Here is a 25,050-nt window from a genome sequence, read left to right as displayed (position 1 = left end):
GGACTTTGACGATTCTTGGGGCTCAGAGGACGGCGGCGATCGCCGACTCGACGTCCTCGTGCGCGAACCGGAAACCGGCGTCCAGCAGCCGGCGCGGCAGGACCCGCTGGCTGACCAGCGGCCCCTCGTCGGCGAAGCCGCCGAGGGCGGCGCGCAGCGCGAACTTCGGGACCGGCAGCCGCGCCGGACGGTGCAGGGCGCGGCCGACCGCCTTGGTGTAGGCGTCGTTGGTCACCGGGTTCGGGGCGGTGAGGTTGACCGGCCCGGCGATGCCGGTGTCGATGAGGAACCGCAGGGCCGCGACCTCGTCGGGGAGGGAGATCCAGCTCGTCCACTGCCGGCCGTCGCCGAGGTCGCCGCCGACGCCGAACCTGAACAGCGGGAGGGTGCGCCCGAGGACGCCGCCCTCGCGGGCCAGCACGACGCCCGTCCGCGGGTGCACGACCCGGACCCCGGCCTCGCGCGCGGGCGCGGCGGCGGCCTCCCAGTCGCGGACGACGCCGGCGAGGAAGCCCTCACCGGCGGGGGAGTCCTCGTCGACCTCCCGGCCGGCGGTGTCGCCGTAGTAGCCGATCGCCGACCCGCAGACCAGCACGCGGGGCCGGGGCGAGGCCGCCGCGATCGCCTCGGCGAGCGTGCGGGTGCCGACCAGGCGGCTGCCGCGGATCTTCTGCTTGTACGCCTTCGTCCAGGGCCGGTCGCCGACCCCCGCGCCCGCCAGGTGCACGACGGCGTCGGCGCCCTCCAGCGACTCCTTGTCGACGCAGCCGTCGGCCGGCGACCAGCGCGCCTCGTCGGGGCGGGACGGCTCCCTGCGCACCAGCCGGACGACGTCGTGGCCGTCCTGCCGGAGCGACTGCACCAGCGCCGAGCCGATGAGGCCCGACGAGCCCGTGACGGTGACCCTCATACCACCAGCGTAGGCGGACGGCGCCGCCGGACACCGGTACTGTCCGGCAGGTCCCGCGTTTCCACGGACGCGCGGGACCCCGCCGGCCTTGCGGGCGCGGCGGGGTCCGGCGGACGTGCGGCAGGGGTCAGAGGCCGAGTTCGGCCTCGAAGTTGCCCTCCTCCAGGCGGTGCTTGACCGTGGCGAGGAAGCGGGCCGCGTCCGCGCCGTCGATCAGGCGGTGGTCGTAGGTCAGCGCCAGGTAGACCATCGACCGGACCGCGATGACCTCGCCCAGCTCCGGGTCGTCGATGACGGCCGGGCGCTTGACGACGGCGCCGGTGCCGAGCATGCCGACCTGCGGCTGGTTGAGGATCGGGGTGTCGAACAGGGCGCCGCGGCTGCCGGTGTTGGTCAGCGTGAACGTGCCGCCGGCCAGCTCGTCCGGGCTCACCTTGTTCGTGCGGGTGCGCTCGGCGATGTCGGCGATCCGCTGCGCGAGGCCGCCCAGGTTGAGCTGGCCCGCGTTGTGCACGACCGGGACCATCAGGCCGCGCTCGGGCACGTCCACCGCGATGGAGAGGTTCTCCACCTCGTGGTAGGTGACCTCGTTGGTCTCGCCGTTGATGACCGCGTTCAGCTTCGGGTGGGCCTTGAGGGCCTCGACCGTCGCCAGCGCGAAGAACGGCATGAACGACAGCTTGACGCCCTCGCGGGCCTGGAAGTCGGCCCTGGCCTGCTCCCGCAGCCGCGCGATCTTGGTGATGTCCACCTCGACCACGGTGGTGAGCTGCGCGGACACCTGCAGCGACTCGACCATGCGGCGGGCGATCGTCTGCCGCATGCGCGACATCTTCTCGGTCCGGCCGCGCAGCGCCATCTGCTCGGCGGGGGCGCCGGCGGGCGCCGGGGCGGCGTGCCGTCCGGCGGGGGCCTGGGCCGGGGCGGGCGCGGGCGGGGCGGCGGCGGGCGCGGCCTGCTGCTGGGCGGCCTGCTGGGCGGCGCGGGCCGCCTCCAGGACGTCCTGCTTGCGGATGCGGCCGCCGACGCCGGTGCCCTTGATCGCGCCGAGGTCCACGCCGTGCTCGGCCGCGAGCTTGCGCACCAGCGGCGTGACGTACGGGCCCTCGCCCGGCTCCGCCTGCCGCTGGGCGGGCTGCTGCGCCGCCGGTGCCGGCGCGGGCGGCTGCTGGGCCTGCGGCTGCGGCGCCGGGGACGGCGGGGCCGCGGGCTGCTGCTGCGCCGGCGGCGGCCACGCGGCGGGCGGCGGGGCCTGCTGCTGCGCCTGGGGCTGCTGCGGAGCCTCCTCCTCCTGCTGCTGCGGGGCCTCCTGCCGGGGCTCCGCCTCCTGCTCCTCTGCGGCCGGGGCGCCGCCGCCGGACGGCGCCTCGCCCTCGTCGCCGATGACGGCCAGCTCGGCGCCGACCTCGACGGTCTCGTCCTCGGCGACGGTGATGCTGGTGAGGATGCCCGAGGCGGGGGAGGGGATCTCGGTGTCGACCTTGTCGGTGGACACCTCCAGGAGCGGCTCGTCGGTCTCGACGCGCTCGCCCTCCTTCTTGAGCCAGCGGGTGACGGTGCCCTCGGTGACGCTCTCGCCGAGCTGGGGCATGGTGACGGAGACCGGCATGTCTCAGCGACTCCTTCGGAATACTTGTGCGGCTTCTCAGCCGTGCACGTGCAGTGGTTTGCCGGCGAGGGCGAGATGCGCCTCGCCGACCGCCTCGGACTGGGTCGGGTGGGGGTGGATCAGCTGGGCGACCTCGCCGGGCAGGGCCTCCCAGTTGTAGATGAGCTGCCCCTCCGCGATGAGCTCGCCGACGCGTGCGCCGACCATGTGGAGGCCGAGGACGGGGCCGTCCACGGCCGCGATCACCTTGACCTCGCCCTGCGTCCCCAGGATCTTGCTCTTGGGGTTGCCGGCCAGGTCGTAGGTGACCTCCTTGATCTCGTACCCGCGCTCACGGGCCACGGCGGACGTGATGCCGACCGAGGCCACCTCGGGGTCGGAGTAGGTGATGCGAGGGACGCCGTCGTAGTCGATCGGCGGCGGGGCCAGCCCGCTCAGCCGCTCGGCGACGAGGATGCCCTCGGCGAAGCCGACATGGGCCAGCTGGGGGGTCGCGACGAGGTCGCCGACCGCGGAGACGGTGGGGACGCTCGTCCGGCAGTACTCGTCGACCTTGACGAACCCGCGCTCGGTCTCGACGCCGGCCTCGGCCAGGCCGATGCCGTCGGAGACCGGCCCGCGGCCCACCGCCACGAGCAGGAGCTCCGCGTCGATGGTCTTGCCGTCCTCCAGGGTGACCGAGACGCCGCCCTGCGTCGTCTTGGCGCTCTGGAACCGGGTGCCGAGCTCGAACTTGATGCCGCGCTTGCGGAAGGCGCGCTCCAGCCGCCTGGAGCTGGACTCCTCCTCCAGCGGGAGCAGGTGCGGCAGCGCCTCGACGATCGTGACCTCGGCGCCGAACGAGCGCCACACGCTGGCGAACTCGACGCCGATGACGCCGCCGCCGAGGATGACGACCGAGCCGGGGACGTGCTCCAGCCGCAGCGCGTGGTCGCTGGAGATGACGCGCTCGCCGTCGATGTCCAGGCCGGGCAGCGACTTCGGCGCCGATCCGGTGCCGAGCACGATGTGCCCGCCCTCGATGCGGCGGGTGCCCTCGGCGGTGTCGACCTCGACCGCGGTGGGGCCGGCCAGCCGCCCGGTGCCGTGCACGACCTCGATGCCCCGGGACTTGATCAGCCCGGTGAGGCCCTTGACGGTCGTCGAGACGACCTTGTCCTTGTAGGCGTTCACCCCAGCGACGTCGATGCCCTCGAAGGTGGTCTTCACGCCGAACTTCGCCGCCTCGCGGGACTGGTCCGCCACCTCGGCCGCGTGCAGCAGCGCCTTGGTGGGGATGCAGCCGCGGTTGAGGCACGTCCCGCCGAGCGACTCGTCCCGCTCGATGAGCGCGACCGACCTGCCGAGCTCGGCGGCGCGCAGCGCGCACGCGTACCCGCCGCTGCCGGCACCCAGGACGACGATGTCGAAGGGGCCGTTGTTGGCCACTGGACGCTCCCTTTCCCCGGTTGTGGCGCCGCGTGGATCGCGGCGGCCTGGGCGGGGCGGGGCGGACCGGCAGCCCGGGCGCCCCACCGCCACAAGAAAACCTATTCTGTTCCCTGCCCGCTCACAGCGGGCAGGGCCCCCGCGGAATTCCCGTGGCCCCCTACAGGACGCCCGCGGCGACGTCTTCGGCGATCTGGACCAGTGTGCGCGCCGCGGCACCGGTGCCGCCCTTCGGCGTGTACCCGTACGGCTCGCCCTTGTGGAAGGCGGGGCCCGCGATGTCCAGGTGCGCCCACTTGACGCCGTCCGGCACGAACTCCTTGAGGAACGTCCCGGCGACCAGCATGCCGCCCCAGCGCTCGCCGCTGATGTTGGCGATGTCGGCGACCGCAGAGTCGAGGCCCTTGCGCAGCTCCGGGGGCAGCGGCATGCCCCAGGAGGGCTCGCCCGCGCGGTCGGCCGCCGCGACGACCTTCTCGCGCACGCCGTCGTCGTTGGCCATGACGCCGGTGGTCCGGGTGCCGAGGGCGACGAGCTGCGCGCCGGTCAGGGTGGCGACGTCCACGATGAGGTCGGGGGAGTCCTCGCCCGCGCGGACGAGGGCGTCGGCCAGGACGAGCCGGCCCTCGGCGTCGGTGTTGAGGACCTCCACGGTCGTGCCGCCGTAGATGCGCAGCACGTCGGACGGGCGCTGCGCGGTGCCGCTCGGCATGTTCTCGGCGAGGGCGAGGTAGCCGACGACGTTGACCGCGGGGCGCAGTTCGGCGATGGCGGCCAGCGCGCCGAGCACCGCGGCCGCGCCGCCCATGTCGGACTTCATCCAGTCCATCGCTTCGGCCGGCTTGAGGGACAGGCCGCCGGAGTCGAACGTGATGCCCTTGCCGACGAGGGCGAGCGTCTTGGCCGCCTCCGGGTGGGTGTAGGCGAGCCGGACGAGCCGCGGCGGGTTCACCGACCCCTGCCCGACGCCCGCGATGCCGCCGTACCCGCCCTCGACGAGGGCCTTCTCGTCCAGTACCTCGATGGCGAGGCCGGTCTCGGCGGCGACCCGCTCGGCCTCGCCGGCGAAGTCCTCGGGGGACAGGTGGGACGGCGGGGTGTTCACCAGGTCGCGGACGAGCGTGACCGACGCGGCGAGGGTGCGGGCGCGCCCGAGGGCGGCCTCCTCGGACGCGGGCGCGACCAGGCGGATCTCCTCGACGGGGCTCTTGCGGCCGTCGCCGGTGCGGAAGGTGTCGAAGGAGTAGGCGCCGAGCAGCGCGCCCAGCGCGACGGCCTCGACGCCCTCGGCGCCCGGGGCGGGGAGCGCGACCGCGACCCGGGCGGTGCCCGCGAGGGAGCGGACCGCGGCCCCGGCGGCGCGGCGCAGGTCCTCGGCGGACGGGTCCTCGCCCAGCCCGGCGGCCACGATCACCTTGGCGGGGACGGCGCCGAGCGACGGCAGCCGGGTCACCTCGCCGGCCTTGCCGGTGGCGCCGAGCGCGGCCAGCGCCTCCGCGAGCCTGCCCTCCATCGCGCGGTCGAGGGCTTGCGCGCCGTCGGCCGGTGCGGCACCCGCCTCGGCGGGGGCGACGCCGATCACGATCGCGTCGACGTCGAGGCCGGTCAGGTCTGCGCTGTCAAGGCTGATGCTCGTCACGTAGCCCGATGTTAGTCCTCCTGGTGACCGGTTTCGCCCTTTTGGATCAAGCATTGCCCGCCCGGGGCGGTCCCGGGCCCGGGCGGCGGCGCGGCGCGGCGGCGCGGCCCGGCTGACGCCGCGCTCTCAGGGCAGGGCCGCGAGGGCGATCAGGGCGGCCGTCGCGGCGACCTCGACGAGGGCGCCGAACACGTCGCCGGTCACCCCGCCGAGGCGGCGCACGGCGCGGCGGAGCGCCAGCAGGGCGGCGGCCAGCCCGGCGGCCACCGCCGCCGCACCGTGCAGGGCGCCGCCGAGGCCGCCGGCGGCCAGGCCCGCGGCCGCCGCGGCCGCCACGACGGCGGCCGTGGCCGCGAGCGCCGCGCGGGTCGGCACGGTGCCCGCCACCAGTGCCCCGAGGCCGCCGGGACGCGCGGACGGCACGCCCGTGCGGCAGGCCCACGCGAGCGCCAGCCGGCCGGTGACCGACGCGACGACCGCGGCGAGGGCGGGCTGCGGCGCCGACGCCAGCGCGGCCACCTGGATCAGCAGCGTCAGCAACAGGGTGACGACGCCGAACGGGCCGATGTCGGACCGCTTCATGATCGCCAGTGCCTCGGCGGCGGGACGCCCGCTGCCGAGGCCGTCGGCGAGGTCGGCCAGGCCGTCCAGGTGCAGGGCGCGGGTGACCGCCGCCGCGGCGGCCACCGCGAGCGCCGCCGCGAGCAGGCCGGACAGCCCGAGCGGGCCGCCCGCCAGCAGGACCAGCGCCGCGGCCCCGCCCGGGATCAGGCCGGCGGCGGGGGCGAGCAGCATCGCCGAGCGCGCGGCGTCCCGGTCGACCCGGCCCGTGCCCAGCGGGACGACGGTGAGCAGCGTGACCGCCAGCCGCAGGCCGGCGGTCACCGGCGGTCCACGGGGGTCACCGGAGCTCCATGACGCGGCCCGCGACGACCAGCGCCGCCTCCTCGGACTCGGCCGCGAGCCGCTGGTTGGCCCGGCCGAGGACGTCCCGGAACGCGCGGCCGGACGCCGTGGTCGGCACCAGCGACAGGCCGACCTCGTCGCTCACCGCGACGACCCGCGCCGCCGTGCCCCGCCAGGCCGCGACCAGGCCGTCCACGAGCGGCTCCACCCGCGACGGCTCCTGCCAGGCGTCCGTCTCGGACATCGCGGCCGCGAGCCAGGTGCCGATGCCGTCCACCAGCACCGGGCCGGTCGCGGCCGCGAGCGCGCCGGCGAGGTCGGTCGTCTCCGCGGTGCGCCACCACGCCGGACGGCGCAGCCGGTGCGCGGCGACGCGCCCGGCCCATTCGGGGTCGTCGTCCCGGACGGGTCCGGTCGCGATGTAGAGGACGTCCGGGCACGCGGCCAGGCGCAACTCCGCCTCGGCCGACTTGCCCGACCGGCTTCCGCCGAGGAGCAGCGTCCGGAACGGGCCATGCTCGGGGCGGTTCCAGAAGGCCGTGCGCCGCTCCAGCTCGGACGGCGAGGACAGGCGGTGGTCCAGGTGAACGGCCACGACCCGCGTCCCCGGCGTCACGGCGCCGACGCGGCGCAGGTGTCCCAGATGGTCCGGCGATCCGGCCATGTCCAGCAGCACGGCCTCGTACTCGACGCCCGCGGAAGGCTCCGGCCTGGCGCCCGGGCCCGCAGCCACCAGTGCACGCCCTCCGCCGGGCGCGAGGACCTCGTACCCGCCGGGCACGTCCGTCCGCGGCAGGTCCTCCAGCGCGACGCCGTCGAGCGCTGCGGTGAACGGCTCGTGCCGGACGCCGGCCGCGCGCAGCCTGCCGCACGACGCGCAGCGGCACCCCGGCGCCGGCCAGCCCTGTGCGGCGGCGACGCCGCGAAGCTCGATGTCCATCCCGCCGCGAACTCTACGGTTACCCTCGGGCTGGAGGATTCACCACGTCCCCTCTGGAGGAGTTCCGGTGGGCAACCCCCCGAACGCGCCCTGGCCCCCGCAACCGGGCCGGGGCGGGCAGCAGCCGCCCTACGGCCCGCCCCCCGTGCCGCCGGGCGGTCCCGCGCCGGGACCGGCCCCGGGCCCCGGATGGCGGCCGGGGCCGCCCCCGCCGCACGGCATGCCCGCGCCTCCGCTCGGAACACCGCCCCCGCGCGGGCGTCGCGGCGGCGGCCTGGTGCTCGCGCTGGCCGGGGCCGGGCTCGTCCTGGTGCTGGCGGTGGCCGCCGTCTTCGTCTTCCTCGTCCGGAGCGGCGGCGACGAGGGAGGAGGCGACGGCGGGGAGGCCCGGCTGAGGGTCGGCGAGATCGCCGGCGGCGCGGAGGCCGCGCCCCTCGCGGACGGGAGCCTCGCCATGGCCAGGCCGGGCGTCACGACGCCGGTCGTCGACATCTACGAGGACTTCGCCTGCCCGCCCTGCGGCGCCTTCGACCGCAGGCACGACCCGATGCTCAAGCGGTTGGCCGTCGAGGGCCGCGCCAAGGTCGTCTTCCATCCGATGCTGATCTTCGGTGAGGGCACGCAGCCGGCGCACGACAACTCGCTGCGGGCCGCGGCGGCGCTGCGCTGCGTCACCGACGGCGCCCACTGGCTGTCCTACCAGGACGCTCTCTACGCCCATCAGCCCGAGAACGAGAACGCCACCGGCTACCTGACCCGGGACCTGCTCTCCTTCGCGGAGCCGCTGGGGCTCACGAGCGAGGAGTTCACGTCGTGCGTGAAGGGCCAGCGCCACGCCGGCAGCGTGAAGACCGTCAGCCAGGGCTACATCTCGTCCGGGATCCAGGGGACGCCCAGCGTGCGGGTCAACGGGCGGACGCTCAGCCAGTCCGACACCGAGAGCCCCGACGCGCTGCGCCGCGCCGTAGAGGCCGCCGCCTGACCGGCTAGTCTCACCGCGACGAGGGAGGTCGAGGGCGATGGCGTGGAGCTGGCGGCTGGAGAAGGCCGACGGGCGGACGATCGGCATGTCGGAGGAGACCTTCTCCACCCAGGCGGACGCGGAGAGCTGGCTGGGGGAGAACTGGCGGGGGCTGCGCGCCGACGAGGTCGACAAGGTGACCCTGCTGGACGGCGACAGCGTCGTGTACGGGATGAGCCTGCACGATCCGGAGTGACCGGCGGGGAAGGGCGAGGGCCGCGCAGCGTCGCGCTCCGCGGCCCCCGGGTGCCCGCCGGGCTCAGGGGCGCGTGCGCGGGCTGACGGTCTTGGCCGGGTCGCGGATGACGGTCCCGCCGAGGATCTCGTCGATCCGCTTCATCACGTCGGCCTCCAGCTTCACCCCGGCCGCCCTCACGTTGTCGGTGACCTGCTCGGGGCGGGACGCGCCGACGATGGCCGCCGAGACGTTCGGGTTCTGCAGCGTCCAGGCGATCGCGAGCTGCGCCATCGACAGGCCGAGGTCGTCCGCGACCGGCCGCAGGTTCTGCACGCGGGTCAGCAGGTCGTCGTCCAGGTAGCGCTTGATCATGTCGGCGCCGCCCTTGTCGTCGGTGGCGCGCGACCCCTCCGGCAGCGGCCGCCCCGGCTTGTACTTGCCGGTCAGGACGCCCTGCGCGATCGGCGACCAGACGATCTGGCCCACGCCCTCGCGCTCGCAGAGCGGGACGACCTCCTCCTCGATGACCCGCCACAGCATCGAGTACTGCGGCTGGCTGGAGACGATCCGGTCGAAGCCCATCTCATCGGCGATCCTCAGGGCGCGCTCGATCTCCTCGGCCCGCCACTCCGACACCCCGACGTAGAGGACCTTGCCCTGCCGGACGAGGTCGTCGAAGGCCCGGAGGGTCTCCTCCAGCGGGGTCTCGTAGTCGAAGCGGTGGGCCTGGTACAGGTCCACGTAGTCGGTCCCGAGGCGGCGCAGGGAGCCGTGGATCGACTCGAAGACGTGCTTGCGCGACAGGCCCCGGTCGTTCACCCCGGGACCCGTCGGCCAGTAGACCTTGGTGAAGATCTCCAGCCCCTCGCGGCGCTGACCCTTCAGCGCCCGCCCGAGGACCTCCTCGGCACGCGTTCCGGCGTAGACGTCGGCGGTGTCGAACGTGGTCACGCCCTCGTCGAGGGCCGCCCGCACGCAGGCGCGCGCCGCGTCCTCCTCGACCTGCGAGCCGTGGGTGAGCCAGTTGCCGTACGCGATCTCGCTGATCTTCAGGCCGCTCCGGCCCAGGTTTCGGAACTCCATGGGCCCGACCCTAGCCCCGCGTTGATCGTCGGTGCGCGGCGCGCGGCGGACGCTCCCGCCGGGCGCCGCGACGGACGTGAACCCGGACCCGGACCCGGTCCTCAGACCCCGGGCCTTCTCAGACCTTGTCCTTCTCGCCGAGGCGCACTCGCGGGTTCGGGATCCGCAGCCGGCGGATCTGCATCGCGCGCATCGCGGCGTACATGCCGACGCCCTTGGCGTCCTCGCCGGGGTGGCGCTCGGCGGCCAGCCGCTTGATGCCGCGGCTCAGCAGGAAGCCCTCCGCGAAGACCACCACGAGCAGCAGCGGCGGCGCGAACAGCACCAGCAGCCGGGCCGCCGGGATCGGCAGCAGGCTGAGCAGCACGATCGCGAACATCGCGTACATCAGGTAGGAGCCGACCGTGCGGCGCGAGTCGACGTAGTCGCGGGCCATGCGGCGCACGGGGCCCCTGTCTCGCTTGAGCAGGTGCTTCTCGTCGCCCTTGGCCATGCCCTGGCGGGCCTTGGCGCGATCGGTGGCCTGCCGCTCCCGCACCTTCTTGTAGGCCTCCTTGCGGGTCGTCGGCGCCGTGATCGGCTGCCGACGGCGCTTCTCGGCCTCGCTGCGCTTGGGCGTGGGACGGCCCTTGCCGCCGGGCTTTACTACCTGAGGAGGATCCGGCGGGGCCTCCGGGGTACGACGCTTGAACACAGGGATCAGCCTACCGGCTGCGAACATCGTGGCTGCCTCGCGCGTTAACGCGTAGGGTGATAAGAACCCCAGCAGTGGTCATTGAGCCCAGTTCACGACTGAGGCGACAGCACGAAGGGACCGGCGCCGCGCGATGAGCGTGATGAAGCGAATGTCGATGATCTTCAAGTCCAAGGCGAACAAGGCCCTGGACCGGATGGAAGACCCTCGGGAGACCCTCGATTACTCCTACCAGCGCCAGCTGGAGATGCTGCAGAAGGTCCGTCGCGGGGTCGCCGACGTCGCCACCTCGCGCAAGCGTCTCGAGTTGCAGATCAACCAGCTCGAACAGCAGCAGAGCAAGCTGACCGACCAGGGCAAGAAGGCGCTGCAGGTGGGCCGCGAGGATCTCGCCCGCGAGGCGCTGACCCGCCGTTCCGGCCTGGAGAGCCAGCTGGGCGACCTGCGCGGGCAGTACCAGCAGCTGCAGGGCGAGGAGGAGAAGCTCACGCTCGCGTCCCAGCGGCTGCAGGCCAAGGTCGACTCCTTCCGCACCCGCAAGGAGACGATCAAGGCGACCTACACGGCCGCCGAGGCGCAGACCAAGATCAACGAGGCGTTCTCCGGCATCTCCGAGGAGATGGGCGACGTCGGCCTGGCGATCCAGCGCGCCGAGGAGAAGACCGACACGATGAAGGCCCGCGCCGGCGCCATCGACGAGCTGCTGGCCTCCGGCGCCCTGGAGGACTTCTCCGGTCCGAGGGACGACATCCAGGCCGAACTCGACCGGATGGGCTCCGGCCCCGGCGTCGACATGGAGCTGGAGCGTCTCAAGGCCGAACTCGGCCAGGGCCCGGCGCCCAAGGAGCTGAACCAGGGCTCGCCGACCGCCAAGCCGCACCAGCAGCAGGACACCCCCCAGCAGGCCCCGTGGCCGCAGAATCCCGGGGGTGCCCAGTGATCGTCCGCCTGATGGGCGAGGGCCAGCTGGACGTGGCCGAGGAGGCCCTGCCCTCGCTCAACACCCTCGACGCCGAGCTGGAGGCGGCGATCGAGTCGGGCGACGAGTCCGCTTTCCGCGCCGCGCTGCACGCCCTGCTGGACAACGTCCGCAAGGTGGGAAGGCCGCTGCCGGCGGACAGCCTGGAGCCGTCCGAGCTGATCCTGCCCCCGGCGGACGCGCACATCGACGAGGTGCGCTCCATGCTGGGAGACGAGGGCCTCATCCCGGACTGACCGGCGGGGGCCTCGGGCCGTCCTCCGTGACGACCCCGCGGGGTCCGGGTCACATTATGGACATCCGGGCACAAAACCCGCGCCTTGTGCGTTCGTACAAGTGAAGAGGAGCAAGGACTGGGGGTGGCCGGATGGCCAGGACGCGTTACGCCTCCGACCGGGGGCTGACATCGCGGATGCTCGTGACGATGTTCCTGCTGGGGCTGGTCTACGTCGTCTTCGTGGGGGCGTTCTTCGTTTTCGTGCCGAAGTGGGCCGGCGTCGCGCTGGTCTTCGCGGTGCTGTTCCTCATCGCCCAGTACTTCTTCTCCGACCGGATGACGCTGTTCGCCATGCACGGCCGGGTCGTCTCCCCTCAGGAGGCGCCCGAGCTGCACGGCGTCATCGACCGCATCTGCGCGATGTCGGACGCCCCGAAGCCGCGGGTCGCGATCGCCGACACCGACGTGCCGAACGCGTTCGCCACCGGCCGCAACCAGAAGAAGGCCGTCGTCTGCGTGACCACCGGCCTGCTGCGCCGGCTCGACCCGGTCGAGCTGGAGGGCGTGCTCGCGCACGAGATGGCGCACGTCGCGCACAAGGACGTCGCGGTCATGACGATCGCCTCCTTCCTCGGCATCCTCGCCGGCCTGATCACCCGGTTCGGGCTCCAGTGGGGCCTGTGGGGCGGGTTCGGGCGCCGCAGCAACGACCAGAACACCGGGCTGATCCTGCTCGCCGTCGTCGCGGCCAGCGCGCTCGCCTACGCGGTCAGCTTCCTGCTCACCCGGGCGCTGTCGCGCTACCGCGAGCTGTCGGCCGACCGCGCCGCCGCGCTGCTGACCGGCCGCCCCTCCGCCCTGGCCAGCGCGCTGACGAAGGTCAGCGGCGAGATCGCGCGGATCCCGACCAACGACCTGCGCTCCTCGCAGGCGTTCAACGCGTTCTTCTTCACCCCGGCGCTCGGCAGGGGCTTCAGCGTCTCCTCGCTGTTCTCCACCCACCCGTCGCTGGACCGGCGGCTCGCGCAGCTGTCGAAGATCTCCGAGCAGCTCAGCAGGGGAGTGTGATCCGTGGGGTTCCTGGACACCCTGCTCGGCCGGTCCAAGCCGGCCAAGCCCGACCTCGACCAGATCTTCGGGCTGTCGACCGCGGCCGTCACGCTGGAGGCGGCGACGGGGTTCACCCCCACGGGGCTCGGCTCGGTGTGCTTCCGCGCGGCCGAGGGCGGCGCGTTCGCGCGGCTCCAGGCCGACGTCCAGGAGCTGCTGGACGCCGACCAGGGGCCCAAGGTCCAGATCAGCACGGACACCTACGGCTACACGTGGCTGCTCGCCGAGCAGCGGCCCGACCAGCTGCCCGACCTCGTCACCGACCTGCACGCGGTGAACGCGACGCTGGAGGCGGGCGGGTTCGGCCCGCACCTGCTGTGCTCCCTGGTCGGTTTCCAGGGGCCGGACGGCCGCCGCCTCGCGCTCGTCTACCTCTACAAGCGCGGGACCTTCTACCCGTTCGCGCCGCTCCCCGGAGCGGTGTCTCCTCCCGACGGCCACGCCCCGCCGTCCCCCCGGCGGGACAACGCGCTGGAGCTCCAGGTGCGCGGCGCGATCGGCGCGGACCTGCCGTTCGAGCAGGACCTCGGCCGGTGGTTCCCCGTCTGGGGCGCCCCCGGCCTGTGATCCCCTCCTGCGCCCGCCCGCGCCCGGTCAGGGCAGGGCGAGCATCTGGTCGAGGGCGAGGCGGGCGTAGTGCGCGGTCTCCTCGTCCACCTCGATGACGTTCTCGACCGTTCCGGCGGCCAGCGACTCCAGCGACAGCACCAGGTGCGGCAGGTCGATCCGGTTCATCGTCGAGCAGTAGCAGACGGCCTTGTCGAGGAACATGACGTTCTTGTCCGGGTGCGCGTTCGCCAGCCGCCGGACGAGGTTCAGCTCCGTCCCCACGGCCCAGGACGATCCGGGCTCGGCGGCCTCGATCGCCTTGATGATGTACTCGGTCGAGCCGATCCGGTCGGCGGCCGTGACGACCTCGTGCCGGCACTCGGGGTGGACGAGGACGTTCACCCCCGGCACCCGCGCGCGGACGTCGTCCACCGACTCCTTGGTGAACCGGCCGTGCACCGAGCAGTGGCCCCGCCAGAGGATCATCCTGGCGTCCCGCAGCCGGCCGTGCGTGAGGCCGCCCTCGCGGCGGTGCGGGCTGTAGACGACGCAGTCGTCCAGCGAGAGGCCCATCTCCAGGACGGCCGTGTTGCGGCCGAGGTGCTGGTCGGGCAGGAACAGGACCTTCTTGCCCTTGCCGTAGGCCCACTCGAGGGCGCGCCTGGCGTTGGACGAGGTGCACACCACCCCGCCGTGCCGCCCGACGAAGCCCTTGATGTCGGCCGAGGAGTTCATGTAGGTGACGGGGACGACGTCGTCCGCGATCCCGGCGTCCTCCAGGACGTCCCAGCACTCCTCGACCTGGTCGAAGGTCGCCATGTCGGCCATCGAGCAGCCCGCGCCGAGGTCGGGCAGGATCACCCGCTGGTGTGCGGCGGTCAGGATGTCGGCCGACTCGGCCATGAAGTGGACGCCGCAGAACACGATGTAGGGCGCCTCGGGGCGGGCCGCGGCCCGCTGGGCCAGCTTGAACGAGTCGCCGGTCACGTCCGCGAACCGGATGACCTCGTCGCGCTGGTAGTGGTGGCCGAGCACGAACACGCGGTCGCCGAGCGCCGCCTTGGCGGCACGGGCCCGCTCGACGAGGGCGGGGTCGGACGCCGCCGGCAGCTCGCCGGGGCAGTCCACGCCGCGTTCGCTCGCGGGGTCGGCGCCGCTGCCGAGCAGCAGCAGCGGCAGGTCGCGCACTGGGGTGGTCACGGCGGTCTCCCTTCGCGACGGGACTTATCGTCGCTCTGACGACTAATAATGGCATATGCGGCGAGGGGTTGGCGGTGTGACGTAGACCGCACCCGTGCGGGGCGTTAACACCGCCGAGAAGCGGAATGGCCATGTGGCGAGGTACGTTGTCCTACGGGAAGAGGCATGAGACGTCTTCGAGGACAAGCGACAGTCCGCCGCTAGCGCGGCGCAGCGAGACCCGGGAGCTGAACACATGACGGTTTCAGGCGAGACCACGCAGGAGACCACGCAGCAGGGCGTCGTCCTCACCGACGCCGCCGCCGAGAAGGCCAAGGGCCTGCTTGAGCAGGAGGGCCGTGATGACCTTGCGCTGCGTGTCGCCGTGCAGCCGGGCGGCTGCTCCGGTCTGATCTACCAGCTCTTCTTCGACGAGCGCGAGATGGACGGGGACCAGATCCAGGACTTCGACGGCCTGTCGGTGCGCGTCGACCGGATGAGCGCGCCCTACCTCACGGGCGCCACCATCGACTTCGTGGACTCGATCGAGAAGCAGGGCTTCACGATCGACAACCCGAACGCGTCGGGTTCCTGCGCCTGCGGCGACTCCTTCAACTGACGCGCGCCGAGCGCGCCGGCACCGGTCGAGCGTAGGGCCCGAAGAGGGGCGGGCCGGACCACGGGTCCGGGCCGCCCCTCAGGGCTGCCCCGCGGCGGTACCGCGGCGAACTGTCGTGAGGCGGCGATCTGTGGTGCGATGGTGAGTAGCCTGACGGGTTCGAACAGCCGGTGAAACAGCCGGACGACCACGACGAGGAGAGCGACGCCGTGCGCATCGCCGTGACCGGTTCCATTGCGACAGACCATCTGATGACCTTCCCCGGAAGGTTCACCGACCAGCTCCTGCCCGACCAGCTCGACCGGGTGTCGCTGTCCTTCCTGGTGGACGAGCTGGACATCCGCCGCGGCGGCATCGCCGCCAACATCTGCTTCGGCATGGGCAGCCTCGGCAGGGAGTCCATCCTCGTCGGCTCCGTCGGCGACGACTTCGCCGACTACCGCTCCTGGCTCGAACGGCACTCGGTCGACACCGCCTCGGTGCACGTGTCCGAGATCCACCACACCGCGCGGTTCCTGTGCACCACCGATCAGGACCAGAACCAGATCGCCACGTTCTACGCCGGCGCGATGAGCGAGGCCCGCTCCATCGAGCTGCGGCCCGTGGCCGACCGCGTCGGCGGCCTCGACCTCGTCGTCGTCAGCCCGAACGACCCGGAGGCGATGCTGCGGCACACCGACGAGTGCCGCGACCGCGGCATCCCGTTCGCCGCCGACCCCTCGCAGCAGCTCGCCCGGATGGACGGCGCCGATGTCCGCCGCCTCATCGACGGCGCCGCCTACCTGTTCAGCAACGAGTACGAGAAGGCTCTGGCAGAGGAGAAGACCGGCTGGTCGGGGGAGGAGATCCTGGCCCGCGTCGGCGTCCGCGTCACCACCCTCGGCGCCAAGGGCGTCGTCATCGACCGCGAGGGCGAGGAGGGCGTGCACGTCCCCTGCGTCCAGGTCGACTCCGTCGTCGACCCGACCGGCGTCGGCGACGCGTTCCGCGCCGGCTTCCTGTCGGCGACCGCCTGGGGCCTGCCGCTCGAACGCGCCGCCCAGGTGGGCAACGCCATCGCCGCGCACGCCCTCGAAGCCGCCGGGCCGCAGGAGTACACCCTCGGCCGCAGGGCGTTCCTCGACCGCTTCGCGGCCGCCTACGGCGCCGACGCCGCGGCCGACCTGGAGCCCCACGTCGCCTGCCCGACCCCGTAGGGGCCGCTCGACCCCCGCACCCCCGCCCCTGACACTGGGCACACGGAGAAGGCCGCGCCGGACCGGCGCGGCCTTCCCCTTTCTCCGGCTTTCCGCAGTCTCCGGCTTCTCGCGCGGCTAGTACGTGCGGCGGATGTGGAAGCCCCAGCCGCCCTGCTGGAGGGTCTCCTCGCGGACGAAGTCCTGGGACTTCATGCGGCACCAGGCGGGGACGTCGGTACGGGCGGCGGCGTCGTCGGCGAGGACGGCGACGACCTGTCCGACCGGGACCTCCCGGATCCGCTCGGCCAGCATGATGATCGGGATGGGGCACTTGCGGCCGAGCGCGTCGATGACGAGGAAGGGCGGCGGGCCCTCCGGCTCCGCGGGGGGCGGCGCCGCGTCGACGGGCGGTGTGCCGGTCCTGGCGCGGCCTCGGAACCTCATGGGCGCGACCGCCTCCCTGTCTCGAAGGTGTTCATCGTCGTCCGGCGGAGGCGGGCGACGGCGTCGGGAAGCGCGGCGAGGAAGCGGCCGACGTCCTCCGAACCGACGCCTCGCGGCAGCGATACCCGCACGTTCCCATGCGTAATCACTCCCATCGCCTCCAGCACATGGCTCGGACGCAGCGTATCCGCCGTGCAGGAGCTGCCGGAGGAAACGGCGAAACCCAGCCGGTCGAGTTCGGTCAGCAGCGCCTCGCCCTCCACGTACAGGCACGAGAACGTCACCAGGTGGGGGAGCCGGCGGACCGGGTCGCCGATCACCTCGACGTCGGGGACGCTCCGCGGTACCTCCGTCCGGATGCGGTCCACCAGAGCGGACACGCGCGGCGCGTCCGCCGCCATGTCGGCGCGGTAGGCCACCAGCGCGGCCGCGGCCGCCGAGATGGCGGGGACGTTCTCGAACCCGGGGACGCGGCGCGCCTCGCGCTCGTCGTCCGGCAGCGGCGAGCGCCACCGGGTGCCCTTGCGGACGGCGAGCACGCCGACGCCGGCGGGGCCGCCCCACTTGTGGGCGCTGCCGGCGAGGAAGGACCACCCGCCGGGGACCTCGGCCCGCCCGAGGGACTGCGCCGCGTCGACGAACAGCGGCACGCCGGCCGCGCGGCAGGCCCGCGCGACCTCCTCGACGGGCTGGAGGGTGCCGACCTCGTGGTTGGCCGACTGCAGGCAGGCCAGCGCGGTGTCGGGGCGCAGCGCCGCGGCGAACTCGTCGGCGTCGACGCGGCCGGTCCGGTCGACCCCGACGAGTGTGACCTCGCCGCCCTCGCGCTCGTGCAGCTCGGCGGCGTGCAGGACGCTGGAGTGCTCGACGGCGCTCGCCACCAGGTGCCGCCCGGTGCGCCGGCGCGCCTGGAGCCCCCCGAGGACCGCCAGGTGCACCGCCTGGGTGCCCGAGGACGTGAACGAGACCTCGTCGGCACGGGCGCCCAGGACGCCGGCGACACGCGCGCGTGCCCGGTCGAGCAGCATCCGGGTGCCGCGGGCCGCCCCGTACAGCCGTGCGGGGTCGGCCCAGGCCGCGTCCAGTGCCTCCACCAGCGCGGCCCGCGCCGCCGGGTGCGGCGGCTCGGTGGACGCGGCGTCGAAATAGCCGTCCGGAGTGCTCGGTCCTGCCACGTGAGAACACTAACCGGGCACCCGATCGGGGGTGCGGGCGACCCTCACGCTAGGGTGTCCACCACACGTGTAAACACCGATCTCTCCGCCCGGCCGACCGGGCTTTCATCCGTGGGGAAGGCATTCCGTGAGTCCGACCCGCTCTAGGGAGCGGCGTACGCCTGTGCGCAGTCGCCGCGCATTGAAAAGCGCCGGCGCGCTAGGGCTGCTGGCGCTCTCCGCCACCGCGTGCAGCGGCAGCCGTCTGGGCATGCCCGAGCCGATCAGCGTCCAGGGCGAGCGCATGCTGAAGCTCTGGCAGGGCTCCTGGATCGCGGCGTTCGCGGTCGGGGCCGTGGTCTGGGGCTTGATCATCTGGGCGGTGCTGTTCCACCGCAAGCGCTCCAACGACCTGCCGCCGCAGGTCCGCTACAACATGCCGATCGAGATCCTCTACACGGCGGTCCCGTTCGTCATCATCGCGGTCCTGTTCTACTTCACCGCGAGGGACGAGAACTTCGTCGAGAAGACCACCAAGGATCCCGCGGTGGTCGTCGACGTGATCGGGTTCCAGTGGAGCTGGCAGTTCGACTACAAGGAGAAGGACGCCACGGGCAAGGAGCAGACGGTCGCCTCCGTCGTCGGCCAGCCCGTCGCCCCGAACGGGCCCGCCCCCGCCAAGCCGGTGATGACGATCCCCTCGGGCAAGACGGTGCGAGTGCGGCTGCACGCCAACGACGTCATCCACTCGTTCTGGGTGCCGGCACTGATCTACAAGAAGGACGTCATGCCGGGCTACGACAACGAGTTCGAGTTCACGGCGAACAAGCTCGGTACCTATGAGGGCCGCTGCGCCGAGCTCTGCGGCGTCGACCACAGCCGGATGCTGTTCCAGCTCAAGGTCGTGACCCCGGAGCAGTACCAGAAGTTCATCGCCGATTCGAAGCAAGCACTGGCCGCGGGAGGTGCCAAGTGACCGCCACGAGTCACGCACCGAGCGCGCCGATCGCCGCGCCGCGGACGAGCAAGGGGCGCATCATCGCCTCCTGGATGTCGTCCACCGACCACAAGGTGATCGGCTACCTCTACCTGATCACCTCGTTCGTGATGTTCCTGTTCGGCGGCGTGCTCGCGCTGCTGATCCGGATGGAGCTGTTCGAGCCGGGCCTGCAGTTCGTCAGCAACGAGCAGTACAACCAGCTGTTCACCATGCACGGCACGATCATGCTGCTGATGTTCGCGACGCCGCTGTTCGCGGGCTTCACCAACGTCATCATGCCGCTGCAGATCGGCGCGCCCGACGTGGCGTTCCCCCGGCTGAACATGCTGGCGTACTGGCTGTTCCTGTTCGGCAGCCTGATCGTCATCGCGGGCTTCCTGACCCCGGGCGGCGCGGCAAGCTTCGGCTGGTTCGCCTACGCCCCGCTGTCGGACGCGGTCCGCTCGCCGGGCGTCGGCGGCGACATGTGGGTGATGGGCCTGGCGATGTCGGGCTTCGGCACCATCATGGGCGCGGTCAACTTCATCACCACGATCCTGTGCATGCGGGCGCCGGGCATGACGATGTTCCGGATGCCGATCTTCACCTGGAACGCGCTGCTCACCTCGATCCTCGTGCTGCTGGCGTTCCCGGTCCTCGCCGCCGCGCTGCTGGCGCTGGAGGCCGACCGCAAGCTCGGCGCGCACATCTTCGACGCCGCGCACGGCGGTGCGCTGCTGTGGCAGCACCTGTTCTGGTTCTTCGGCCACCCGGAGGTCTACATCATCGCCTTGCCGTTCTTCGGCATCGTGACCGAGATCCTCCCGGTGTTCAGCCGCAAGCCCGTCTTCGGCTACATCGGCCTGGTCTTCGCGACCATCACCATCGCGGGCCTGTCCATCACCGTGTGGGCGCACCACATGTTCGTCACCGGCCAGGTGCTGCTGCCGTTCTTCTCCTTCATGACGTTCCTCATCGCCGTTCCCACGGGGGTGAAGTTCTTCAACTGGGTGGGGACCATCTGGCGAGGGCAGTTGACGTTCGAGTCGCCGATGCTGTGGTCGCTGGGCTTCCTCGTGACGTTCCTGTTCGGCGGGCTCACCGGCGTCATCCTGGCCTCGCCGCCGATGGACTTCCAGCTGTCGGACTCCTACTTCGTCGTGGCGCACTTCCACTACGTCGTGTTCGGCACCGTGGTCTTCGCGATGTTCGCCGGCTTCTACTTCTGGTGGCCGAAGTTCACCGGCAAGATGCTGAACGACACCCTCGGCAAGATCCACTTCTGGATGCTGTTCATCGGCTTCCACGGCACGTTCCTGCTCCAGCACTGGCTGGGCGCCGCGGGCATGCCGCGCCGGTACGCGGACTACCCGAGCGAGTTCCACGGGCTGAACGAGATCTCCAGCATCTTCTCGTTCGTGCTCGGCGCGTCGATGCTGCCGTTCTTCTACAACCTCTACATCACGTGGAAGCGGGGCACGCGCGTCGAGGTCGACGACCCGTGGGGCTACTCCAACTCGCTGGAGTGGGCGACGTCCTGCCCGCCGCCGCGGCACAACTTCAACTCGATCCCGAAGATCCGCTCCGAGCGGCCGGCGTTCGACCTGCACCACCCGCACGTGGGTGCCAAGGGCGAGCTGGCCGGGACGAAGGGGGAGTAGCCGATGCGCGTCCAGGCGTTCATGTTCTACGGGTGCGCGGTCTTCTTCCTCGCCACCGACGTCGTGTACTGGCTCTGGTCCAACGACTGGACGGGCACGACGGCGCTCGCGCTCGCGGTCGGCCTCGCCGGGCTCATCGGGTTCTACGTCCACTTCACGGTCCGGCGCCTTGAGCGCGCCAACGCGGGGCCGCTGTACGAGGACGACCCGGAAGGCGAGATCGCGGACGCGGCGGGCGAGCTGGGCTTCTTCAGCCCGCACAGCTGGTGGCCGCTGTTCGTGGCGCTGTCGGCCACGGCCGTGGCGCTCGGCGTCGTGTTCGGCTGGTGGCTGGTGATCCTCGGCGCCGCCGCAGCGATCCTCACGTCGGTCGGTCTGGTGTTCGAGTACTATCGGGGTCATTTCGCCCACTGATCAGTAAAAGAACCCCATCGGGGGCCGGTGTCCGCTTTTTTGCGGGTACCGGCCCTTTCACACACTGGGTGCCGTTCCAGCGACCGGGCTGGGCAGCGGCCTGAGCCCAGTGGAGCGACCGGGGGGTCCACATGCGGGTGAGTGGCTCGAGACCGGGTGGCCGGGGGCGGTGCGCCGCAGTGCTGGTCGGCGGCGGCGTGCTCGTCGGGGCCGGCGTGGTGGCGTGTTCCGGAGGCGGCGGGCCGGACGGCGGGGAAGCGGTGAAGCTCGCGGTGTCGCCGGGCGGGGGCGGCGGCAAGCTGCGGCCGGACAGCCCCATCGCCGTCGAGGCGCGGCAGGGCACGATCGAGAACGTGACGGTGGCGACGAAGGACGGCGTGGTCGAGGGGGACCTGAGCGCCGACCGGACGCGGTGGCGGTCCCGGTGGACGCTGAAGCCGGGCACGGCGTACACGGTCGACGCCACCGCCCTCGGCCGGGACGGCCGGACCAGCACGGTCCGCAGCGGCTTCTCCACGGCCGACGTGAAGAAGACCAACGACGTCACGATCGAGGCGCCGTTCAACAAGGAGACCGTCGGCGTCGGCATCCCGATCATCGTGCACTTCGCCCGTGCGGTGAAGGACCGGGCGGCCGTCGAGCGGGCCCTGGAGGTCACCGCCGACAGGACCGTCGAGGGCGGCTGGAAGTGGTTCGGCGACCAGGAAGCGGTGTTCCGGACGAGGAGCTACTGGCCGGCCCACACGAAGGTGTCGTTCCAGGCGCACCTGAGCGGTGTGCGCACCGGGCAGGGCGTGTACGGCGGGAAGGACTACGGCGTCGACTTCAAGATCGGCGACTCGAACGTCTCCACGGCCGGCGAGGACAGCCACAAGATGGTCGTGAAGGTCAACGGCAGGAAGGCCCGCACGATCCCGACGAGCATGGGGCGCGGCGGGGAACGCAAGTACACCACCACCAACGGGGTCCACCTCGCCATGGGCAAGGAGGACCCGACCGTGATGACGTCGGAGTGGGATGGCTGCGGCCCCGGCTGCGCCGGGTACTACAGCCTGACCGTCTACAAGTCGGTGCGGATCTCCGACAGCGGCGAGTACGTCCACAGCGCGCCGTGGTCGGTGGGATCCCAGGGGAGCGAGAACGTCAGCCACGGCTGCATCAACGTCAGCCCGTCCAACGCCAAGTGGTTCTACAACCTCTCCCAGCGGGGCGACCCCATCACGGTGACCGGCAGCGACCGGGAGCTGGAGGCGGAGAACGGCTGGGGGTACTGGCAGGTCAAGTGGCAGGACTGGGTGAAGGGCAGCGCGCTGAAGCGGTCGGTCACGACGGCTCCGCACGTGGACGCGGCGACCCTGTCGGCGCAGCGGGGCGCCAAGGCCGAGGCGCCCGAGAAGCAGCGGGCCGAGGGCAACTGAGCGGCGGCTAGCGAAGCGGCGGCGGGGCCTGGACGCGGTGCAGGCGCGCCCAGTCGCGGGCCATGGCGATCCGGTCGGGGCCCGAGGGGTGCGTGAGCCACAGCAGGTACTCCGCGGTGTCGGGGTCCAGGTCGGAGATGTTGCGCACGGACAGCGCGTGCTGCATCGACACGAACGTCGACGGGTCGCGGGTGAGGTCCAGCGCGTGCACGTCGGCGCGGGCCTCGATGCGGCGGCTCACGAGGTTCTGGACGGGGGCGGCGAGCGTCGTCCCGGCGGTCACGAGCGCGAGGAGGAGCGCGACGGACCTCGGATCGGCCGCCCCGCCGCCGCGGGGCGCGTCCGGCCCCGTCCCGCCGGAGCCGGGCCCGGCGGGATCGAGCCCGGCGCGCCGCAGCAGGCGCGGGGACGTCATCAGCAGGTACAGCAGGCACAGGGCCCCGGCCACGCCGAGCGCGCCCACGAGCGTGCCCCACAGCACGTCGTCGCGCTTGGCGTGGCCGAGCTCGTGCCCGACGATGGACTCGACCTGGGCGGGCGGCGACTTCAGCAGCGTGTCGTAGAGGACGATGCGGCGCGTGGAGCCGAACCCGGACACGTAGGCGTTCAGCGACGTCGTCCGGCGGGAGGCGTCCGCGACGAGGACGTCCTCGACGGGCACGCCGTCCCGCCGGGCCATCGCCAGCAGGTCGCTGCGCAGCGGCCCCGCCGGCAGCGAGTGGAACTTGTTGAACAGCGGCTCCACGGCGAGCGGGTAGGCGAACGAGGCCAAGACGACGAGGACGAACCCGCCCACGGCGGCGCCGGTCCACCAGTAGCGCGGGAGGCGGCGGATGAGGGCGTAGAGGAGCAGCAGGGCGATCGTGTAGATGACCCACGTGACGGCGAGGGACTTCGCCTGGTCGACGAGCCACGCGGGCCAGCTCTGCGTGGACAGCCCGTACCGGCGCAGCACGGACTCGCTCCAGATGTCGAACGGCAGCCCGGCGACGCGCAGGAGGGTGGTCAGGGCGAGGATCGCGAGGATGATGCGCACCCCCCGGCGGCGGGGGCGCCCCGGGGGGTGTGGGGGGTCGTCCCCCGTCGGGAGGGAGGATCGGCCGGCGGTGACCCAGCCGATGAGTCGGGCGCCCAGCGGGGTGAAGCCCAGCAGCAGGATCAGGGCGAGGCCGACGAGGAGCCCGGTGTAGGCGGGCGGGTTGACGGCCGAGTCGAACGCCCGGGAACGGGCGATCTCGGCGGGGGTGAAGTCCAGCGCGGGATCGGGTGTCACGCGCCCGCCGGGGACGTGCCCGGGCAGCGGGTTCCACGGCGTGGTCCTGGCGAGGACGGTCGCGACCCCGGCGAAGAGCACGGCGGAGGTGACGGCGGCGGCGATCCGGGGCCGCCGCGCGGGGGCGGCGCCGGGGGCCCCCGCGGCGGCGCCCTCCGCGCGGTCCTCGTCGGTCTCCGCCTCGCTCATGCGAGCTCCTCCTTCACGTAGTCGCGCCACAGTGCGGTGAAGCGCTCCCGCGTGAGGCCGAGCACGTCGCGCAGCGCCGCGGCCTCCGGGGCGCGCCCGGCGGCCCGGTAGAGCCGCACCAGCGCCGCCTCACCGTACCGGTCGGCGACCATCCGGCAGGCGAGCCAGGCCTCCTGGTAGCTCTGGGAGAGGCGGGGGGAGCCGCCGGCGAAGGCGTCGGCGGCGGGCAGCGCGGAGGGCGCGCGGCCGGCGGAGACCTCGCGGCGCAGCTCGCCCGCCGCCGACCGGGCGCTGATCTTGACGCGCCGGTAGCCGACGTAGTCCGCGAAGCCCTCGATCAGCCACAGCGGCGTGCGCCGGTCGCGGGCGCCGCCGGTGGCGACGTGGGTCAGCTCGTGGGTGAGGACGACGTCGCGGCCCAGCTCGTTGAGGCGGCCGAAGGTGCCGGGGGAGACGATGACGCGGTCCTCGCCGCGGCCGCCCCCGGCGGCCGGGGCCACGGTGGCGAGCGCGGCGATCTGGCCGAGGCTCTGCCCGGGGCCGGCGAGCGCGGAGGCGAGGGTCGCGTCGGCGGGGACGAGCGCGACGACCCGCTGCGCCCACCCCTTGCCGAAAACGGACGTGACGACCGGGACGGCCGCGTCCAGCCGCCCGGCGATGCCGTCGAGGCCGGCGCCGTCGCCGATGACGAGGCCGGCGCGGCCCCTGACCACCGTCAGGGGGCCGCAGTCCCAGATGTCGGTGTCGTCGGCGAGGCCGCGGGACGTCCCGTCGCCGACGATCGTCCACGTCCCGGCCCGGGGGGCCAGCGTGAGGTAGCGGGTGCGGGCCACGTCGCCCCGGTCGAAGCCGCGCAGCCGGTAGCGCACCTCGACGCGGACGACGGCGGTCCCGCCGTCCATGGCCTCGGTGCCGGCGATGCGCTCCCGCCAGCCTTCCAGGGGGAGCTTCCGGAGGTTCCCGTACACGCGGGACTGGGCGTCCTGGAAGGCGGCGGGGGCGGCGCCGACCGTGGCGAGGAACGCCATGCGGTCGCCGTCGCGGACGGCGCGGGCGCGGTTGGCGAGCACGGCGGCGGCCGTGTCCGGGCTGAACGTCCCGGTGTCCCGGGAGGTGGGGGCGCCGGCCGCGCCGGTGCCCGCCGCCCCGCCGCCGGAGCGCGAGCCCGCCAGGCCGGCGCCTCCGGCGAGGAGGACGGCGACCCCGCCCGCGCCGAGGGCGAGGGCCCTGCGCCGCGTCACGGGATCCTCCTGCCGGGGGCCTTCCTCCATGGGCGCGA

At 73.0% G+C, this 25,050-nt stretch carries 25 protein-coding genes; 12 read left to right on the top strand and 13 right to left on the bottom strand.

The window, feature by feature from the left end; genetic code table 11:
• Positions 1-22 precede the first annotated feature (22 nt).
• The 6 genes from CHC11_RS15910 to CHC11_RS15885 all read right to left on the bottom strand — a co-directional run bounded on the left by CHC11_RS15910 (position 23) and on the right by CHC11_RS15885 (position 7,432).
• On the bottom strand, positions 23-910 hold the full coding sequence (locus tag CHC11_RS15910) for a TIGR01777 family oxidoreductase (protein ID WP_089312484.1): 888 nt from the start codon (positions 908-910) through the stop codon (positions 23-25).
• A gap of 127 nt (positions 911-1,037) precedes the next feature.
• On the bottom strand, positions 1,038-2,519 hold the full coding sequence (gene sucB / locus CHC11_RS15905; RefSeq protein WP_089312483.1) for a 2-oxoglutarate dehydrogenase, E2 component, dihydrolipoamide succinyltransferase: 1,482 nt from the start codon (positions 2,517-2,519) through the stop codon (positions 1,038-1,040).
• A gap of 36 nt (positions 2,520-2,555) precedes the next feature.
• A complete protein-coding gene (lpdA, locus tag CHC11_RS15900) occupies positions 2,556-3,947 on the bottom strand; it encodes a dihydrolipoyl dehydrogenase (protein ID WP_089312482.1) in 1,392 nt (463 codons plus the stop codon).
• Positions 3,948-4,107: 160 nt separating this feature from the next.
• Positions 4,108-5,640: a leucyl aminopeptidase gene (locus CHC11_RS15895; protein WP_089312481.1), complete on the bottom strand. Its 1,533-nt coding sequence runs from the start codon at positions 5,638-5,640 to the stop codon at positions 4,108-4,110.
• Between the two features lie 72 nt (positions 5,641-5,712).
• Positions 5,713-6,471, bottom strand: a complete 759-nt coding sequence (locus tag CHC11_RS15890) for an adenosylcobinamide-GDP ribazoletransferase (RefSeq protein ID WP_089312480.1) — start codon at positions 6,469-6,471, stop codon at positions 5,713-5,715.
• A 16-nt stretch (positions 6,472-6,487) separates the two neighbouring features.
• Entirely contained in the window at positions 6,488-7,432 is a 945-nt protein-coding gene (locus CHC11_RS15885; RefSeq protein ID WP_089312479.1) for a bifunctional adenosylcobinamide kinase/adenosylcobinamide-phosphate guanylyltransferase, read from the bottom strand.
• A gap of 67 nt (positions 7,433-7,499) precedes the next feature.
• On the opposite strand from CHC11_RS15885, the gene CHC11_RS15880 reads away from it, so the two are divergent.
• Positions 7,500-8,414 (top strand): DsbA family protein, encoded by a 915-nt coding sequence (locus tag CHC11_RS15880; RefSeq protein WP_143227079.1) that lies wholly within the window; start codon positions 7,500-7,502, stop codon positions 8,412-8,414.
• Between the two features lie 37 nt (positions 8,415-8,451).
• Entirely contained in the window at positions 8,452-8,649 is a 198-nt protein-coding gene (locus tag CHC11_RS15875) for a hypothetical protein (protein ID WP_089312477.1), read from the top strand.
• Between the two features lie 63 nt (positions 8,650-8,712).
• On the opposite strand, the gene CHC11_RS15870 is transcribed toward CHC11_RS15875, so the two are convergent.
• Both CHC11_RS15870 and CHC11_RS15865 read right to left on the bottom strand, forming a co-directional pair.
• Complete coding sequence (locus tag CHC11_RS15870) at positions 8,713-9,714, bottom strand: aldo/keto reductase family protein (RefSeq protein ID WP_089312476.1); 1,002 nt, start codon at positions 9,712-9,714, stop codon at positions 8,713-8,715.
• A 118-nt stretch (positions 9,715-9,832) separates the two neighbouring features.
• The gene (locus tag CHC11_RS15865) at positions 9,833-10,408 is read right to left on the bottom strand and encodes a DUF3043 domain-containing protein (RefSeq protein WP_245919255.1); all 576 of its coding nucleotides are present in this window, start codon (positions 10,406-10,408) and stop codon (positions 9,833-9,835) included.
• Between the two features lie 133 nt (positions 10,409-10,541).
• On the opposite strand from CHC11_RS15865, the gene CHC11_RS15860 reads away from it, so the two are divergent.
• From CHC11_RS15860 to pspAB, 4 genes are all read left to right on the top strand, one after another.
• Positions 10,542-11,348, top strand: a complete 807-nt coding sequence (locus tag CHC11_RS15860; RefSeq protein ID WP_218826107.1) for a PspA/IM30 family protein — start codon at positions 10,542-10,544, stop codon at positions 11,346-11,348.
• A complete protein-coding gene (gene pspAA / locus CHC11_RS15855) occupies positions 11,345-11,623 on the top strand; it encodes a PspA-associated protein PspAA (RefSeq protein ID WP_089312473.1) in 279 nt (92 codons plus the stop codon). Before CHC11_RS15860 ends, pspAA begins: the two co-directional genes overlap by 4 nt.
• A 131-nt stretch (positions 11,624-11,754) precedes the next feature.
• Entirely contained in the window at positions 11,755-12,672 is a 918-nt protein-coding gene (gene htpX / locus CHC11_RS15850; RefSeq protein ID WP_089312472.1) for a zinc metalloprotease HtpX, read from the top strand.
• Between the two features lie 3 nt (positions 12,673-12,675).
• Entirely contained in the window at positions 12,676-13,281 is a 606-nt protein-coding gene (gene pspAB, locus CHC11_RS15845; RefSeq protein WP_089312471.1) for a PspA-associated protein PspAB, read from the top strand.
• Positions 13,282-13,308: 27 nt separating this feature from the next.
• Here pspAB and nadA read toward each other — a convergent pair whose 3' ends face one another.
• Positions 13,309-14,463: a quinolinate synthase NadA gene (gene nadA, locus CHC11_RS15840; RefSeq protein ID WP_089312470.1), complete on the bottom strand. Its 1,155-nt coding sequence runs from the start codon at positions 14,461-14,463 to the stop codon at positions 13,309-13,311.
• A gap of 235 nt (positions 14,464-14,698) precedes the next feature.
• Between nadA and CHC11_RS15835 the strand changes: the two genes are divergently transcribed.
• Positions 14,699-15,061, top strand: a complete 363-nt coding sequence (locus CHC11_RS15835; RefSeq protein ID WP_026405700.1) for a HesB/IscA family protein — start codon at positions 14,699-14,701, stop codon at positions 15,059-15,061.
• A gap of 209 nt (positions 15,062-15,270) precedes the next feature.
• Positions 15,271-16,257, top strand: coding sequence for a carbohydrate kinase family protein (locus CHC11_RS15830; RefSeq protein ID WP_089312613.1), 987 nt, complete (start codon positions 15,271-15,273; stop codon positions 16,255-16,257).
• Positions 16,258-16,374: 117 nt separating this feature from the next.
• On the opposite strand, the gene CHC11_RS15825 is transcribed toward CHC11_RS15830, so the two are convergent.
• A complete protein-coding gene (locus CHC11_RS15825; RefSeq protein WP_089312469.1) occupies positions 16,375-16,683 on the bottom strand; it encodes a sulfurtransferase TusA family protein in 309 nt (102 codons plus the stop codon).
• Complete coding sequence (locus tag CHC11_RS15820; protein ID WP_089312468.1) at positions 16,680-17,858, bottom strand: cysteine desulfurase family protein; 1,179 nt, start codon at positions 17,856-17,858, stop codon at positions 16,680-16,682. The genes CHC11_RS15825 and CHC11_RS15820 overlap by 4 nt, the downstream gene beginning before the upstream one ends.
• A gap of 127 nt (positions 17,859-17,985) precedes the next feature.
• Between CHC11_RS15820 and ctaC the strand changes: the two genes are divergently transcribed.
• The 4 genes from ctaC (at position 17,986) to CHC11_RS15800 (ending at position 22,309) form a co-directional block, all read left to right on the top strand.
• Positions 17,986-18,813 carry an aa3-type cytochrome oxidase subunit II gene (gene ctaC / locus CHC11_RS15815; protein WP_483860525.1) on the top strand — a complete coding sequence of 276 codons (828 nt, stop codon included), beginning with the start codon at positions 17,986-17,988 and terminating at the stop codon, positions 18,811-18,813.
• On the top strand, positions 18,810-20,477 hold the full coding sequence (gene ctaD, locus CHC11_RS15810) for an aa3-type cytochrome oxidase subunit I (RefSeq protein ID WP_089312466.1): 1,668 nt from the start codon (positions 18,810-18,812) through the stop codon (positions 20,475-20,477). The genes ctaC and ctaD overlap by 4 nt, the downstream gene beginning before the upstream one ends.
• Positions 20,478-20,480: 3 nt before the next feature.
• The gene (locus CHC11_RS15805) at positions 20,481-20,891 is read left to right on the top strand and encodes a cytochrome c oxidase subunit 4 (RefSeq protein WP_089312465.1); all 411 of its coding nucleotides are present in this window, start codon (positions 20,481-20,483) and stop codon (positions 20,889-20,891) included.
• Positions 20,892-21,070: 179 nt separating this feature from the next.
• Complete coding sequence (locus CHC11_RS15800) at positions 21,071-22,309, top strand: L,D-transpeptidase (RefSeq protein ID WP_245919251.1); 1,239 nt, start codon at positions 21,071-21,073, stop codon at positions 22,307-22,309.
• Positions 22,310-22,316: 7 nt separating this feature from the next.
• Here CHC11_RS15800 and CHC11_RS15795 read toward each other — a convergent pair whose 3' ends face one another.
• On the bottom strand, positions 22,317-23,771 hold the full coding sequence (locus CHC11_RS15795; protein ID WP_089312463.1) for a M48 family metallopeptidase: 1,455 nt from the start codon (positions 23,769-23,771) through the stop codon (positions 22,317-22,319).
• Positions 23,768-25,042 (bottom strand): hypothetical protein, encoded by a 1,275-nt coding sequence (locus CHC11_RS41335; RefSeq protein WP_089312462.1) that lies wholly within the window; start codon positions 25,040-25,042, stop codon positions 23,768-23,770. Before CHC11_RS41335 ends, CHC11_RS15795 begins: the two co-directional genes overlap by 4 nt.
• Positions 25,043-25,050: the final 8 nt, after the last annotated feature.

The organism is Actinomadura mexicana, assembly GCF_900188105.1.
GTDB classification, from domain to species: Bacteria; Actinomycetota; Actinomycetes; order Streptosporangiales; family Streptosporangiaceae; genus Spirillospora; species Spirillospora mexicana.
Note: the sequence above shows the minus strand (reverse complement) of the source record. Positions and strands in the feature narration are given on the sequence as shown.